General features: G+C 67.4%; 19 protein-coding genes. 16 read left to right on the top strand and 3 right to left on the bottom strand.

The features are described 5' to 3' along the window. A partial coding sequence (locus J0F76_RS20830; protein WP_242689970.1) for a PfkB family carbohydrate kinase occupies positions 1–165 on the bottom strand: 165 nt, incomplete at its 3' end. Beyond that, complete coding sequence (locus tag J0F76_RS03635; RefSeq protein ID WP_207465812.1) at positions 162–509, bottom strand: ArsR/SmtB family transcription factor; 348 nt, start codon at positions 507–509, stop codon at positions 162–164. The genes J0F76_RS03635 and J0F76_RS20830, both read right to left, overlap by 4 nt. Positions 510–716: 207 nt before the next feature. Between J0F76_RS03635 and J0F76_RS03630 the strand changes: the two genes are divergently transcribed. The 5 genes from J0F76_RS03630 (at position 717) to J0F76_RS03610 (ending at position 3368) form a co-directional block, all read left to right on the top strand. Then, a complete protein-coding gene (locus tag J0F76_RS03630; RefSeq protein ID WP_207465810.1) occupies positions 717–1064 on the top strand; it encodes an AtpZ/AtpI family protein in 348 nt (115 codons plus the stop codon). Between the two features lie 2 nt (positions 1065–1066). Further along, complete coding sequence (locus J0F76_RS03625) at positions 1067–1822, top strand: F0F1 ATP synthase subunit A (protein WP_207465808.1); 756 nt, start codon at positions 1067–1069, stop codon at positions 1820–1822. An 85-nt stretch (positions 1823–1907) separates the two neighbouring features. Continuing rightward, complete coding sequence (locus J0F76_RS03620) at positions 1908–2144, top strand: F0F1 ATP synthase subunit C (protein ID WP_207465832.1); 237 nt, start codon at positions 1908–1910, stop codon at positions 2142–2144. A gap of 76 nt (positions 2145–2220) precedes the next feature. Then, the gene (locus tag J0F76_RS03615; protein ID WP_207465806.1) at positions 2221–2811 is read left to right on the top strand and encodes a F0F1 ATP synthase subunit B'; all 591 of its coding nucleotides are present in this window, start codon (positions 2221–2223) and stop codon (positions 2809–2811) included. After that, a complete protein-coding gene (locus J0F76_RS03610; RefSeq protein WP_207465804.1) occupies positions 2808–3368 on the top strand; it encodes a F0F1 ATP synthase subunit B in 561 nt (186 codons plus the stop codon). Before J0F76_RS03615 ends, J0F76_RS03610 begins: the two co-directional genes overlap by 4 nt. A gap of 72 nt (positions 3369–3440) precedes the next feature. Here J0F76_RS03610 and J0F76_RS03605 read toward each other — a convergent pair whose 3' ends face one another. Continuing rightward, positions 3441–4106, bottom strand: coding sequence for a YiaD family glycine zipper/OmpA-like lipoprotein (locus tag J0F76_RS03605; RefSeq protein ID WP_207465802.1), 666 nt, complete (start codon positions 4104–4106; stop codon positions 3441–3443). Positions 4107–4317: 211 nt separating this feature from the next. Here J0F76_RS03605 and nth point away from each other — a divergent pair, with 211 nt between their 5' ends. The 11 genes from nth (at position 4318) to J0F76_RS03550 (ending at position 14475) form a co-directional block, all read left to right on the top strand. After that, the gene (gene nth / locus J0F76_RS03600; protein ID WP_207465801.1) at positions 4318–4977 is read left to right on the top strand and encodes an endonuclease III; all 660 of its coding nucleotides are present in this window, start codon (positions 4318–4320) and stop codon (positions 4975–4977) included. Then, positions 4974–5987, top strand: coding sequence for an adenosine kinase (locus J0F76_RS03595; RefSeq protein ID WP_207465799.1), 1014 nt, complete (start codon positions 4974–4976; stop codon positions 5985–5987). The genes nth and J0F76_RS03595 overlap by 4 nt, the downstream gene beginning before the upstream one ends. A gap of 160 nt (positions 5988–6147) precedes the next feature. Beyond that, entirely contained in the window at positions 6148–7410 is a 1263-nt protein-coding gene (fabF, locus tag J0F76_RS03590; protein ID WP_207465797.1) for a beta-ketoacyl-ACP synthase II, read from the top strand. Further along, complete coding sequence (mltG, locus tag J0F76_RS03585) at positions 7407–8591, top strand: endolytic transglycosylase MltG (protein ID WP_207465795.1); 1185 nt, start codon at positions 7407–7409, stop codon at positions 8589–8591. Before fabF ends, mltG begins: the two co-directional genes overlap by 4 nt. A 122-nt stretch (positions 8592–8713) precedes the next feature. Beyond that, positions 8714–9163, top strand: coding sequence for a hypothetical protein (locus tag J0F76_RS03580; protein WP_207465793.1), 450 nt, complete (start codon positions 8714–8716; stop codon positions 9161–9163). A gap of 276 nt (positions 9164–9439) precedes the next feature. Beyond that, the gene (locus tag J0F76_RS03575) at positions 9440–9859 is read left to right on the top strand and encodes a permease (protein WP_242689962.1); all 420 of its coding nucleotides are present in this window, start codon (positions 9440–9442) and stop codon (positions 9857–9859) included. Next, positions 9810–11150 carry a DNA-packaging protein gene (locus J0F76_RS03570; protein WP_207465791.1) on the top strand — a complete coding sequence of 447 codons (1341 nt, stop codon included), beginning with the start codon at positions 9810–9812 and terminating at the stop codon, positions 11148–11150. Before J0F76_RS03575 ends, J0F76_RS03570 begins: the two co-directional genes overlap by 50 nt. A gap of 94 nt (positions 11151–11244) precedes the next feature. Continuing rightward, positions 11245–12429, top strand: coding sequence for a phage portal protein (locus tag J0F76_RS03565; protein WP_207465789.1), 1185 nt, complete (start codon positions 11245–11247; stop codon positions 12427–12429). Between the two features lie 4 nt (positions 12430–12433). Beyond that, entirely contained in the window at positions 12434–12667 is a 234-nt protein-coding gene (locus J0F76_RS03560; RefSeq protein WP_207465787.1) for a GTA head formation protein, RCAP_rcc01685 family, read from the top strand. Between the two features lie 3 nt (positions 12668–12670). Further along, positions 12671–13198: an HK97 family phage prohead protease gene (locus tag J0F76_RS03555; protein ID WP_207465785.1), complete on the top strand. Its 528-nt coding sequence runs from the start codon at positions 12671–12673 to the stop codon at positions 13196–13198. A gap of 113 nt (positions 13199–13311) precedes the next feature. Further along, complete coding sequence (locus tag J0F76_RS03550) at positions 13312–14475, top strand: phage major capsid protein (protein WP_207465783.1); 1164 nt, start codon at positions 13312–13314, stop codon at positions 14473–14475. Positions 14476–14530 lie beyond the last annotated feature (55 nt).

Raw genomic sequence — 14530 nt, 5'->3', positions numbered from 1 at the left:
GCGCAGGCCCCAGCGGGCCAGGGCCACCGCCACGTTCAGCGCCACGCCGCCGGGAATGTGGCGGATGCGGCCCGGCACGTCGGCGCCCGGCGCCATGCGGCGCGGCGCGCGGCCGATCACGTCCCACAGCATCGCGCCGATGCACAGGATGTCCGGTTGTGTCATTCGCGGGTCCAGTCCTGCAGCTCGGCTTCCAGGAAGCGTTCGAAATCGTCGAGGTCCACGGGATCGAACTGCCCGAAGCCCTGCATCCAGACCGAGGCCGCGCGCATCCCGTCCGGGTCCAGCTTGCACCAGGTGATCCGGCCCCGCCGTTCCTGCCGGATCAGGCCCGCCGCCGCAAGCACCGCGAGATGCTTCGAGATCGCCGCAAGGCTCATGTCGAAGGGCTGCGCCACGTCGCTGACGGCCATGTCGTCCTCCAGCAGCATGGACAGCACGCGCCTGCGCGTGGGATCGGCCAGGGCCGCGAAGATCAGGTCCAGCCGGTCGGGCGAGGGGGCGTTCATCGGATGTCCGTGGCGGGCGGTCGGCCGGAATGGTCAACTTTGCGGTTGAATAATGTCGGGCCCGCCGGGGGAATGCAAGCGGAAGGCCCAAAGCGAACGCTTTGGAAAAGCAATAATTTTCAGCGGGTTGTACGCGAATCCCAGTTGCTTGACTTGGGAAGGGATCCACCCTAGACAGCCCGGCAACCGATAACGGGGGCGTGACAGATGGCCGAAGGGCCCCGGAACGACGCGGACAGGGAAGCGGATGCCGCCCGCCTGCGCGAACTGGAGGAACGGCTGGCGCAGAAGGCCTCCAAGCCCGAGGGTCCCGGACCGATGGGCAAGTACGAACAGGCCAATCTTGCCTGGCGTATGGTGATCGAGCTCGTGTCCGGCCTTGGGCTGGGTTTCGGGATTGGCTACGGACTGGATTATCTGCTCGGCACCACGCCGATCCTGATGATCCTGTTCATCTTCTTCGGCCTTGCGGCCGGCATCAAGACGATGATGCGCACCGCGGGCGAAATCAACCGAACCTCTGGCACGCCGCCAGAGAGCGACAAGAGGGATTGATCGTGGCGACAGAAGCGCATGGCGAGGCAACCGGCCTGTCTTTCCACCCGATGGATCAGTTCATCGTGCGCCCGCTGTTCAGCGACGGCGAGGTTCACTGGTACACGCCCACCAACGTGACGCTGTGGATGTTCGTGATCGTGCTGGCCACCCTGGCCCTGCTGGTGATGGGCTCGCGCGGGCGGGCCATCGTTCCGACGCGCGGCCAGTCGGTCGCGGAAATGGCCTATGGCATGGTCCACAAGATGATCGCGGACATCGCGGGCAAGGACGGCCTGAAGTACTTCCCCTACATCATGACGCTGTTCATGTTCATCGTCTTCGCCAACCTGCTGGGCCTGCTGCCCATGGCCTTCACGGTGACGTCGCACATCGCCGTGACGGGCGTGCTGGCCCTGGCCGTGATCGTCGGCGTGACGGTGATCGGCTTTGTCAAGAACGGCGTGCATTTCCTTGACCTGTTCTGGATCCGCTCGGCGCCGCTGGCCGTCCGCCCGATCCTGGCCGTGATCGAGGTCATCAGCTATTTCGTCCGCCCGCTGAGCCTGTCCATCCGACTTGCGGGCAACATGATCGCCGGCCATGCCGTGATCAAGGTCTTCGCGGGCTTCGCGGCCATCGCCGCCGTCGCCCCGGTCGCGGTTGTCGCGGTGGTCGGCATGTATGCCTTCGAGGTGCTGGTGGCCTTCGTGCAGGCCTATGTGTTCACCATCCTGACCTGCGTCTACCTCAAGGATGCGCTGCATCCGTCCCACTAGGACGGCGCGCAGCCTGTGGCGGTGCCTTCCTGCGCCGCCGTCTTTCAACCCGAATTCCCAACTTCCAACCGCAAGGAGAATGATCATGGAAGGCAATATCGGAGAACTGGGCCAGTACATCGGCGTCGGCCTGACCGCGTTCGGCATGGGCTTCGCCGCTCTGGGTGTGGGCAACGTCGCCGGCAACTTCCTGGCAGGCGCCCTGCGCAACCCGTCGGCCGCGGCCGGCCAGACCGCCACGCTGTTCATCGGCATGGCCTTCGCGGAAGCCCTGGGGATCTTTTCGTTCCTCGTCGCGCTTCTGCTGATGTTCGCAGTCTGATCCAACGCCATCCTTGCGGCGGGGTGGGGCATCACGCTCCGCCCCTTCGTGACCTTCAAGGCCAAGGGGTTTGGACATGATCAGCCTGTTGCAAGAGGCCGCCCATACCGCGGCCGAACATACCGAAAGCGTGGCCAGCTCGGTCGCGCATGGTGAGACCGAGACAGCCACGGGCCTGCCCCAGCTGGACATGACCTCCTTCGGGAACCAGATCTTCTGGCTGGTCGTCGCCTTGGTCGTTCTCTACTGGATCGTCGCCAAGGTCGCGCTGCCGCGCATCGGCGCCGTCCTGTCCGACCGCCAGGGCGCCATCACCGGCGACCTCATGGCTGCCGAGGAATTCAAGCTGAAGGCCCGCGAGGCCGAGGCTGCCTATGACAAGGCACTGGCCGATGCCCGTGCGGAAGCCGGCAAGATCGTTGCCGCCAACCGCGCCGAGATCCAGAAGGAACTGGATGCCGCCATCGCCCATGCCGATGCCGAGATCGCCGCGCGCGTCGCCGGGTCGGAGCAGCGCATCCGCGAGATCCGCGACTCGGCCGACAACGACGCCTGCGAGGTTGCCCGCGACGTGACCGCCGAACTGGTCCGCGCCTTTGGCGGCACGGTCGATCAGGCGGCGGTGGACCAGGCGGTCGACAACCGCATGAGGGGAGCCCTGCAATGAAGAAGCTTGTTGCCAGCGTTGCTGCGATCCTGGTCGCCAGCCCGGCCCTTGCCGCGACGGGTCCGTTCTTCTCGTTGCGGAACACGAACTTCATCGTGCTGATCGCCTTTCTGGTGTTTGTGGGCGTGCTGGTCTACTTCAAGGTTCCCGCGAAGATCGGGGCCTTGCTGGACACCCGGGCCGAGGGCATCCGCCGCGACCTGGACGAGGCCAAGCGCCTGCGCGAGGAAGCGCAGGAGATCTATGCCAGCTACGAACGCCGCCAGCGCGAAGTGGCGGGCCAGGCCGAGCAGATCGTGGCCAATACCCGGCGCGAAGCCGAGGCTGCGGCCGCGAAGTCGAAGGCCGACCTGAAGACCTCGATCGAGCGTCGCCTGAAGGCGGCCGAGGACCAGATCGCCAGCGCCGAAAACGATGCCGTGCGCGCGGTGCGCGACCGGGCGGTGCAGGCGGCGGTGGCTGCGGCCTCGACCCTGCTGGCGCAGCAGGTGAGCGCCGGGCAGCGGTCTGCCGGGATCGACGACGCCATCGAAGACGTGGCGCGTCGGCTGAACTGACGATAAAAAACGGACAGTGATAAAAAACCCCCGGTCGGAGGACCGGGGGTTTTGTCTTGTCGGGACCGGCGATCAGCGGGTCGGGTAGATCAGGATCTCGACCCGGCGGTTCTGGGCGCGGCCTTGCGCGGTGTCGTTCGAGGCGATGGGCTGGTTCATGCCCTGGCCGGTCGCGACCAGGCGGCCCGGCGCCACGCCCGCGGCGGTCAGGATGCTGCTGACGGACTGCGCGCGGCGCTGCGACAGGTCCATGTTGTAGGCCTGCGAGCCGGTGTTGTCGGTATGGCCCACGACCTGCACGCGGCTGTTGGGGTACTGGTTGAGGTTGCGCGCCACGGCATAAAGGTCGCTTTGCGCCTGTCCGGTGACGGCGGCCGAGTTGGTGGCGAACAGGATGCCTTCCGGCAGGATGACCTGCAGGTGGTCGCCGCGGTTCACGACCTGGACGTTGCTGCTGACCGACTGCTGCAGCGCCTGCGCCTGCCGGTCGAGGATGTTGCCCGCGATGGCGCCCGCCGCCGCGCCCAGGATCGCGCCGCGCGCGGCGTCCCGGCCCTGGTTGTTGCTGTCGCTGTCGCGCGTCCCTGCGATGACCGCGCCGACGGCGGCACCGGCCAGGGCGCCCTGCTGCGTGCGGCTCATGCCGGTGGTGGTGCCGTCCATGCCGGTCGTGGGCGCGCAGGCGCCAAGCGCGACAAGGCCCGTGGCGGCAAGAATGGTGGTTACGCGAAGGTTCATGGGATGTCCTTTCCGGTCCTGCGGCGGCCTGCGGCCCCCTCCCTCGATGGCGGTGACGATTCTGCAACCGCCGGTCAACGCCGACACGCTGGCCCAGTTCCGGGCGGAAGGAAAGTCACGGCTGCGTGGAAGTCGTTGGATCGGCAGAAAAATCACCGCCGGCAGGGGCGGGCTTGCAATGGGGGGCGGGGACGGTCAAAAGCAGAGGGCCATGGTCCAGATCCGCCTGCCACAGCCACTGTCCTTTGCCCAGCAGGTCGCGATCTTCTCGCGCCTGGCCGAAGCCAACCCGACGCCCCAGACCGAGCTGGAGTTCACGAATCCCTTCACGCTGGTCGTGGCGGTCGCCTTGTCGGCGCAGGCCACGGATGTGGGGGTGAACAAGGCGACGAAGGGCCTGTTCGCGGTGGCCGACACGCCGCGGAAGATGCTGGATCTGGGGCTGGAGGGCGTGACCGAGCATATCAGGACGATCGGCCTTTACCGGCAGAAGGCGAAGAATGTCATGGCCTTGTCGCGCATTCTTGTCGAGGATTACGGCGGCGAGGTTCCCGACAGCCGCGCCGCGCTGACCGGCTTGCCGGGAGTCGGGCGCAAGACCGCGAACGTGGTGCTGAACACCGCCTTCCATTTTCCGGCCCAGGCGGTCGACACGCATATCTTCCGGGTCGGCAACCGCACCCGCGTGGCGCCCGGCCGCGACGTGGACGAGGTCGAGCGCGCCATCGAGGACAACGTGCCGGCCCGGTTCCAGCAGAATGCCCATCACTGGCTGATCCTGCACGGCCGCTACATCTGCCAGGCCCGCCGCCCGCGCTGCGCGGTCTGCCCCATCTACGATCTGTGCCCCTATGAGGAGAAGACCGCATGACCACCCCCTATGTGATCGGCATTGGCAATGCGGTCATGGACGTGATCTCGCCCGTGGGCGACGAAAGGCTGGACGCGCTGGGGGTGCAGAAGGGCATCATGCAGCTGATCGAGCGCGAGCGGTCGGAATACCTGATGGCCGCGCAGGCCGACGACCATGGACCCGGGCGCGCGCAGTCGAAGCTGGTGCCGGGCGGATCGGTCGCGAACACGCTGGCGGGGATCGGGATGCTGGGGTTGCGCACCGCCTTCATCGGCCGGGTGGCGGACGATCCGCTGGGCCTGTCCTATGCCGAGCAGACCGAGGCGGCGGGGACGGTCTTCGTCAACCCGCCGGTGGCGGGGGAGCAGTTGCCGACCTCGCGCAGCATCATCCTGGTGACGCCGGACGGCGAGCGGTCGATGAACACCTATCTGGGAATCTCGGCCGACTTGGGACCGGATGATGTGAATCCTTCAGTGTTTCAAGGGGCTGGGTGGTTGTTCCTCGAAGGGTATCTGTTCGACAAGCCCAAGGGGAAGGAGGCTTTCCTGAAGGCTGCGAAATCCTGCCACGAGGCGGGCGGGCAGGCGGGCATCGCGCTGTCCGACCCGTTCTGCGTGGACCGGCACCGCGAGGATTTCAGGCGCCTGGTCGCCGGGCCGATGGACTATGTCATCGGCAATGTCCACGAATGGACCTCGTTGTACCAGGTCGCGGATCTGGAGGAGGCGTTGCGGCTGGCCAGCGCGGACTGCGGGACGGTGATCTGCACCCGGTCGGGCGACGATGCCATCCTGATCCGCGAGGGCGAGCGGGTGACGGCGCCGGTCCACCGCATCGTGCCGGTCGATGCGACGGGGGCGGGCGACCAGTTCGCGGCGGGGCTGATCTATGGGCTGGCAACGGGTGCCCCCTTGGCGGTGGCGGGCCGGATGGGCTGCATCGCTGCGGCAGAGGTGATCGGGCATGTCGGGCCGCGTCCTGAGCGGGACCTGCGGGCGGATTTTCGGGCCGAGGGGCTGATCTGATTTTTGCGTCCCGCGATGGCTGGGGGACTTCACGTCCCCCAGGCCCCCTGTGGGATATTTGGACCAAGATGAAAGCCGCCGGTGAAAGGCGGCGGCGTTGCGTGGCTCGTGCGCCGCGTGTATCAGGGCCGAAATCCAGGATCAGCTAGAAGGACATCGGATGCGCAGGGTTGTTGTCACCGGATTGGGCATGGTCACGCCGCTGGCCTGCGGCGTCGAGGCGACGTGGGAGCGTCTGCTGGCCGGGCAGTCCGGCGCCGGGCGGATCACGCGGTTCGATCCCAAGGACGTGGTGACGAAATACGCCTGCGAGATCCCCTTCGGCGACGGCAGCGACGGCAGCTTCAACCCCGACGACTGGATGGAGCCGAAGGACCGACGCAAGGTCGATGACTTCATCCTGTACGGCATGGCGGCGGCCGAACAGGCGGTCAAGGATTCCGGCTGGGAGCCTGCGACGGACGAGGAGCGCGAGCGGACCGGCGTGATGATCGGGTCGGGCATCGGCGGGCTGACAAGCATCGCGGAAACGGCGGTGCTGATCAAGGAGCGCGGGCCGAAGCGGGTCTCGCCCTTCTTCATTCCGGGCGCGCTGATCAACCTGGTGTCGGGGCAGGTGTCGATCCGCTTCGGCTTCAAGGGGCCGAACCATGCGGTCGTGACCGCCTGTTCCACCGGCGCGCACGCCATCGGGGACGCGGCGCGGCTGATCATGCTGGGCGATGCCGACGTGATGGTCGCGGGCGGCGCCGAAAGCCCCATCAGCGAGATCGGGATCGCGGGCTTCAACGCCTGCAAGGCGCTGTCCACCAAGCGCGACAACGATCCTCAGGCGGCAAGCCGCCCCTATGACGTGGACCGCGACGGCTTCGTCATGGGCGAGGGCGCGGGCTGCGTGGTGCTGGAGGAATACGAGCACGCCAAGGCGCGCGGGGCCAGGATCTATGCCGAGGTGCTGGGATACGGGTTGTCGGGCGATGCCTATCACATCACCGCGCCCTCCGAGGATGGCGATGGCGGGTTCCGGGCGATGCGGAACGCGCTACGGTCGGCGGGGCTGGAGCCTGGGGCCATCGACTACATCAACGCGCATGGCACCAGCACCATGGCCGACACCATCGAACTGGGCGCGGTCGAGCGGCTGCTGGGGGATCATGCGCCGAACGTGGTGATGTCGTCCACCAAGTCGAGCATCGGGCACCTGCTGGGGGCGGCCGGGGCAGTGGAGGCTATCTTCTGCGTGCTGGCGATTCGGGACCAGATCTGTCCGCCGACGATCAACCTGGACAACCCGGCGGTCGAGTCCCGCCTTGACCTGGCGGCCAATGCGGCCGTTCGGCGCAAGGTGGAGGTGGTGCTGTCCAACAGCTTCGGCTTCGGCGGCACGAATGCCAGCCTGGTCATGGGGGCGGTCAAGGAATGATCTGGCGCAACATCGCGTCGAACTTCCTGACGCTGCTGATCGTCATGCTGATCGCCGCTGCGGCGGCGGTGGCCTGGGCAAAGCACCAGTTCAGCGGGCCGGGGCTAAGCGCGGTGGCGCAATGCGTGCAGGTCGCGCCGGGCGCCAGCCTGAACGCGGTCAGCCAGCAACTGGCGGAACAGGGGGCGATCAGCAACTCCTATGTCTTCCGGGCCGGGACGGACTACCTGGACAAGGCGCGGGATCTGAAGTTCGGCAGCTATCTGGTGCCGCCCCACGCCAGCATGGCGCAGATCGTCGAGGTGATCACCGCAGGCGGCCCTTCGACCTGCGGGACCGAGGTTCTGGTTCGCGTGGGCGTGCGCGAGAACACCGTGCTGTTGCGCGACATGAACCCCGACACCGGCGCCTTCGAGGAGATGGCGCGCTTCAACCCCGCGACCGAGACGGCGCCCGAGGCCATCACGGCCGCGGTCGAGAAGCCGGGCGCGCGGTTGCGCGTCACCATGGCCGAGGGCGTGACCAGCTGGCAGGTGGTCGAGGCGCTGAAGGCCGCGACGTTCCTGACGGGCGAGGTCGAGGATGTCCCGGCCGAGGGCAGCCTTGCCCCCGACACCTATGAGGTCGAGAAGGGCAGCAGCCGCACGGCGCTGCTGGCCGAGATGGCGCAGCGGCAGTCCGCGATCCTGGCCGCCGAATGGGAAGCGCGGCCCTTTGGCCTGCCCTACGAGACGCCGGAAGAGGCGTTGATCATGGCCTCGATCGTGGAAAAGGAGACGGGGGTGCCGGAGGAGCGGCCCCAGGTCGCCAGCGTCTTCGTCAACCGGCTGGAGCAGGGGATGCGGCTGGAGACGGACCCGACGGTGATCTATGGCATCACCAATGGGCAGGGCGTTCTGGACCGGGGGCTGCGGCGGTCGGAACTGGCTGCGCCGACGCCCTACAACACATATCGGGTCGACGGGCTGCCGCCCACGCCGATCGCCAATCCGGGCCGCGAGGCGATCCGCGCGGCGTTGAACCCCGATAGCACGGAGTATCTGTTCTTCGTGGCGGACGGGACGGGGGGGCACGCCTTTTCCCGGACGCTGCAGGAACACAATGCCGCCGTTGCCCGCTGGCGCGAGATCGAGCGCCAGCAGGGCGGCGATCCGACAAGCCCGGTGCAGGGCGACGGATAGGGGGCCCAAGCCTTTCAAGGGGTTTGACAAAGCCCGTTCCCTTGCGCAGGCTGATGGGCAAGGGGCGGGCTTTTTCCATGGCGTGATCCGCGCCGGGCCGTCGCCTTCCTGGAGGATGTGCCATGAGACTGTCCGATATGTTTTCCACCCTCGCCGACAACGCCCGCACCTACGAGAAGCGCGTGGCCGAGTGGCAGGACGAGATGACCGCGCGCAACGACGAGATGATGGCCAGCGCGCGCAAGTGGCAGGAAACAGCCATGCAGCGCCAGGACGAGATGAACCGCCAGATCCGGGGCTATTTCGAGGAAGCGGGCGAGAATGTCCGCAACCAGTGGCAGGTCATGCAGACCGCCTGGGAGGACCAGTTCCAGAAGATGCGCGAAAAGGGTGAGGAGATGCGCGCCCAAGCCACGAAGTCGGGGCATTTCCCGGAATGGGCCGAAGCCTATGCCGCGCAGATGGTGGGATTCGCGCAGAAGATGCAGGACGAGGCCGCCAATGCCATCGCCGCCGCGACCGAAGCCCGTGGCAAGGACAAGAGCAAGGACAGCGGCACGAAGACCGTGTGACGCGAATCCCGCCCGTGCCTCAGGTTGTATCCGCCGGGGAGGGTGTCTCAGCCGGAGGGGGTGTTGCAGGGGGGTGTTGCGCACCTTAATGACCTGATACTGCGTATGAAATATCTGTCAGGTGCACGCTTTAAGGTTGAGAGATTGACTTACCGAACGCCCTGAGGTAGAACTTTCACATGCTGGGAGAAATGGGCAAGCGGCCGGGGGCGACCCCAACGGCCGCTTTTTCGTTTTTCGGCTCGTGCGGACAGGACACGAGGCGGGACAGTTTGCATGAACGATATGGAATGGCGCGGGATCGGTGATCCTGAAGGACCGTTCGTGGCCGGGGAAAACCCGGTGCGGACGCGCGTGAAGCCGGTTGCGAGTGCGGAGGCAGCGATGGACCCCGATGAGGCCGTCGCCGTCGCCGAAGGGTTGTTCTGGTCCTATGTCAAGGATCTCAAGCGTCACGAGGCCGCGTTGGAGGCCCGGCAGAGCGGGGCCGTCGATCCCGCCGAACTGAAGGAAGCCATGCAAACCGCGAAGGTCGTCCGCGAGGCGGTCGGCCTTCTGATGGCGGAAAGGAACAGGGTTGACAAGTTACGCAAGGATATCGCCGGGGCGGTCGGGGGCGGAGGCCTCGACCTTGACGCGGCACGAGATGAAATCGGGCGCCGCCTGGCTTGCCTCCGCCGCGCCGGAGGAAGTTGACGCATTCCTGGGCGGGCTGTCGGAGAACGCGCTGATGGCGCTGCCCTGGCTGTTCGAGTTCTGGGCCCTGGACCACCAGTTGCCCCCCGAAGGCGATTGGAAGACCTGGGTGATCATGGGTGGGCGCGGCGCGGGCAAGACCCGCGCCGGGTCCGAATGGGTGCGGCGGATGGTCGAGGGACCGACCGCCGCCGCGCCCGGGCGCTGTCACCGCGTGGCGCTGGTGGGCGAAACCTTCGACCAGGTGCGCGCGGTGATGGTGTTCGGCGAGTCGGGCATTCTGGCCTGCTCGCCCCCCGACCGGCGGCCCGTCTGGGAAGCCGGGCGCAAGCGGCTGGTCTGGGCCAACGGTGCGACGGCCACCGTCTATTCCGCGCACGAGCCCGAGGCACTGCGCGGGCCGCAGTTCGACGCGGCCTGGGCGGACGAACTGGCGAAGTGGAAGAAGTCCGAGGATGTCTGGGACATGCTGCAATTCGCGCTGCGCCTGGGCGAGCATCCGCAGCAGGTGGTCACGACGACGCCGCGTAACGTGGGGGTGCTGAAGCGGATCCTGGGGAATGCCTCGACGGTCACGACGCACGCGCCGACGGACGCGAACCGCGCCTATCTGGCGGAGAGTTTCCTGGCGGAGGTGGCGTCGCGATACGGGGGGACTCGGCTGGGACGGCAGGAACTGGACGGTGTTCTGCTGGACGACGTGGAGGGCGCGCTGTGGACCACGGCAATGCTGGAAGGCTGCCGGGTGGAGCGGGCGCCGAAGCTGTCGCGCGTGGTCGTGGCCGTCGATCCGGCGGTAACGGCGGGCAAGGCCAGCGACGAATGCGGGATCGTGGTCGCGGGCGTCGTGGCCGAGGGCGAGCCGGGCGATTGGCGGACCTATGTGCTGGAGGACGCCACCATCAAGGGCGGGCCGCTGGACTGGGCGCGGGCGGCGATTGCCGCGATGGATCGGCATGGCGCCGAGCGTCTGGTGGCAGAGGTGAACCAGGGCGGCGATCTGGTGGAAAGCGTGATCCGGCAGGTGGACCCCTTGGTGCCGTTCCGGGCGTTGCGCGCCGGGCGGGGCAAGGGGCTGCGGGCGGAACCCGTGGCGGCGCTGTATGAGCAAGGGCGGGTCAAGCACCTGCGCGGGCTTGGCGCGCTGGAGGACCAGATGTGCCAGATGACGGTGCGCGGCTTCGAGGGGCGGGGTTCGCCCGACCGGCTGGATGCTCTGGTCTGGGCGGTCCACGAACTGGTGATTGAGCCGGGGGCAAGCTGGCGGCGGCCGCAGATGCGGCGGTTGTAGGCCGGGGGTTTCACCCCCGGACCCCCAGGATATTTGGACCAAGATGAAAGGGCTGCCGTTTGGCGGCCCTTTTTCGTTGGCAAGGAGGCGAGAGATGGCGTTTCGATTGTTTTCGCGGGAGGAGAAGCAGGCCCCCGCGCCGGAAAGGAAGGCCAGTGCGACGGGCCGGGTCGTGGCCTTTGCCAGCGGTGCGGGCCGGGCGGTCTGGTCGTCGCGCGACACGGTCAGCCTGACGCGTGGGGGTTTTGTCGGCAATCCGGTGGGCTTTCGCTGCGTCAAGTTGATCGCCGAGGCGGCGGCGGCGGTGCCGCTGGTCTGCGAGGATCGGGAACGGCGTTACGATATCCATCCGATCCTGGACCTGCTGCGGCGGCCCAATCCGGGGCAGGGCCGGGCGGAATTGTTCGAGGCGTTGTTCGGGCAGATGCTGCTGTCGGGCAATGGCTATGTCGAGGCTGCCGGTGTCGGGGCGCAGGGCCTGCCCGAGGAATTGCACGTGCTGCGGTCGGACCGGATGAGCATCGTTCCGGGGGCGGATGGCTGGCCTGTGGCTTATGATTACTCGGTCGGGGGGCACAAGCATCGCTTCGACATGACGGGCAGCCCCGATCCGATCTGCCACGTCAAGTCGTTCCACCCGCAGGACGACCATTACGGGTTGTCGCCCATGCAGGCGGCGGCAGTGGCGCTGGATGTGCACAACAGCGCCTCGGCCTGGTCGAAGGCGCTGCTGGACAATGCGGCGCGGCCTTCGGGTGCCATCGTCTACAAGGGCGTGGACGGGCAGGGGGTTCTGTCGCCCGAGCAATACGACCGGCTGGTGGGCGAGATCGAGATGAACCACCAGGGCGCGCGCAATGCGGGGCGGCCGATGCTGCTGGAAGGGGGCCTCGACTGGAAGCCGATGGGGTTCTCGCCGTCCGACATGGAGTTCCATGAAACGAAGATGGCGGCGGCACGCGAGATCGCGCTGGCCTTTGGCGTGCCACCGATGCTGCTGGGGATCCCCGGTGACGCGACCTATGCGAATTATGCCGAGGCGCATCGGGCCTTTTATCGGCTGACGGTGCTGCCGCTGGCCACGCGGGTCGCGGCGTCGGTCGCCTGGTGGCTGTCCGAGCATCTGGGCGCCGAGGTCGAGTTGCGCCCTGACCCCGACCGCATCCCCGCCCTGGCCGAGGAGCGCGACCAGCAATGGAAGCGGATCGGCGAGGCGCTGTTCCTGACGGATGCGGAAAAGCGGGCCTTGCTGGGCCTGCCGCCTCTGGCGGGGGCGTGATCCCATGGAGGGGTCGCGCTTCGTGAAGGATGCCTTCGGCTGGCACGATCAGCGTTTCGAGGCCCAGGAACGGATCATGGCGCTGCAGTTCGGCACCATGGAGAAGCGGCTGGAGCGGATCGAGGCGCTGATCGAGGGCCTGGAGAGGCGGTTGTGGATGACCGTCTATGGCGTCGTCGCGGTGATCCTGACCCAGGCGGTGCAGGGCATTTTGGAATTCGCGCCGAAAGGAGGCTGACGGATGGTTCCGGGACTTGAGGTGAAATTCGCGGGCGGGGCGCCGGTGCTGTCCGACGGACAGGTGATCGAAGGCTATGCCAGCCTGTTCGGCCTGATCGATCAAGGCGGCGATGCGGTGGCGCCGGGGGCCTTTGCGGCGTCGCTGGCGCGGCTGGCGGCCAAGGGCGACAAGGTGCGGATGCTGTGGCAGCACGATCCGGCCAGGCCCATCGGCGTCTGGGACGAGATCCGCGAGGACGACAAGGGCCTGTGGGTCAAGGGGCGCCTGCTGCCCGAGGTGGCGCAGGCCCGCGAAGCTGCGGCGCTGATAGCGGCGGGTGCCATCGACGGGCTGTCGATCGGCTATCGCACCATCCGCGCCGAACGCGACAAGCAGGGCCGCCGCGTGCTGGCCGAAGTGGAGCTGTGGGAGGTGTCGCTTGTGACCTTCCCGATGCTGCCCGAGGCGAAGGTGGGCCGCAAGGAGGCGGACGACCTGCGCGAGGTGGCCGCGCTGTTCACGGCGGCGGCGGAAGCCTTGCGGGTTTGAGGTTCAGCGGTGGGGTGGAACCCCATCCTACGGGTTTGGATCGCTTCGGCGGTTCGAAACAGGGGCGGCCAGGACAGGCGGCATCCCCGATCATCGCGATGAGGAGAAAGACCATGACCGAGGTGAAAGCCGCGGAGGGTGGCGGCACGGCCGCCGACCTGAAAGGGGCCATGATGGGGTTCGTCAGCGAACTCAAGGGCTTTCGGGACGACATTCAGAAGAAGTTCACTGCACAGGAAGAGCGCATGACCATGCTTGATCGCAAGACCGCCATTCGTGGCCGCACCCCGCTGTCCGCCGCCGCCGAGGTCGAGGTGCCGCACCAGAAGGCGTTCAACGCCTATCTGCGCAGCGGCGACGACGACGGCCTGCGCGGCCTGGTGATCGAGGAGAAGGGCCTGACGGTCGCCAGCGACGGCGGCTTCCTGGCCGCGCCTCAGGTGGCCGAGACGGTGCAGAACGTGCTGCGGTCCGGCGCGTCGCTGCGCAGGCTGGCCAATGTGGTGGCCATCGAATCCGCCAGCTACGAGGTGCTGGTCGAGAAGAACGAGATGGGCGCGGGCTGGGCCACGGAAGCCGCCGTCGCCGAGATGGCGCCGAGCCAGATCGAGCGCATCTCGATCCCGCTGCACGAGCTGTCGGCCATGCCCAAGGCCAGCCAGCGCCTGCTGGACGACGCGGCCTTCGATGTCGAGGCTTGGCTGGCCGAGCGCATCGCCGACAAGTTCGCCCGGTCCGAGGCGGCGGCCTTCATCATCGGCGACGGGGTGGCCAAGCCCAAGGGCATCCTGTCCTATCCGACCGCGCTGAACGCCACGGCGGGCGCCAACACCATCGGCGTGGTCGAGACGGGCGCCTCGGGCGGGTTCAAGCCGACGGCTCCGGCGGATGCGCTGATCGACCTGATCTATGCGCTGGGCGCGGAATACCGCGTCAATGCGAGCTTCGTCATGAACTCGAAGACGGCGGCGGTCATCCGCAAGATGAAGGACAGCGATGGCCGTTTCCTGTGGACCGACGCGCTGGCCGCCGGACAGACCCCGCAGCTGCTGGGCTATCCGGTGCTGATCAGCGAGGACATGCCCGATATCGGCACCGACGCGCTGGCCGTCGCCTTTGGCGATTTCCGCGCCGCCTATACCATCGTCGAGCGCCCCGACCTGCGCGTGCTGCGCGATCCGTTCAGCGCCAAGCCCCATGTGCTGTTCTATGCGACCAAGCGCGTGGGCGGCGGCGTGACCGACTTCCGCGCCGTCAAGCTGCTGCAGTTCGCCTGATCCCGGAACACGGGATCGGGTGAGGGAAAGACCGCGCACGGGCTCTGGCCATTCT

Origin of the sequence: Paracoccus fontiphilus, assembly GCF_017356265.1 — a bacterium.
Lineage (GTDB): Bacteria > Pseudomonadota > Alphaproteobacteria > Rhodobacterales > Rhodobacteraceae > Paracoccus > Paracoccus fontiphilus.
Note: the sequence above shows the minus strand (reverse complement) of the source record. Positions and strands in the feature narration are given on the sequence as shown.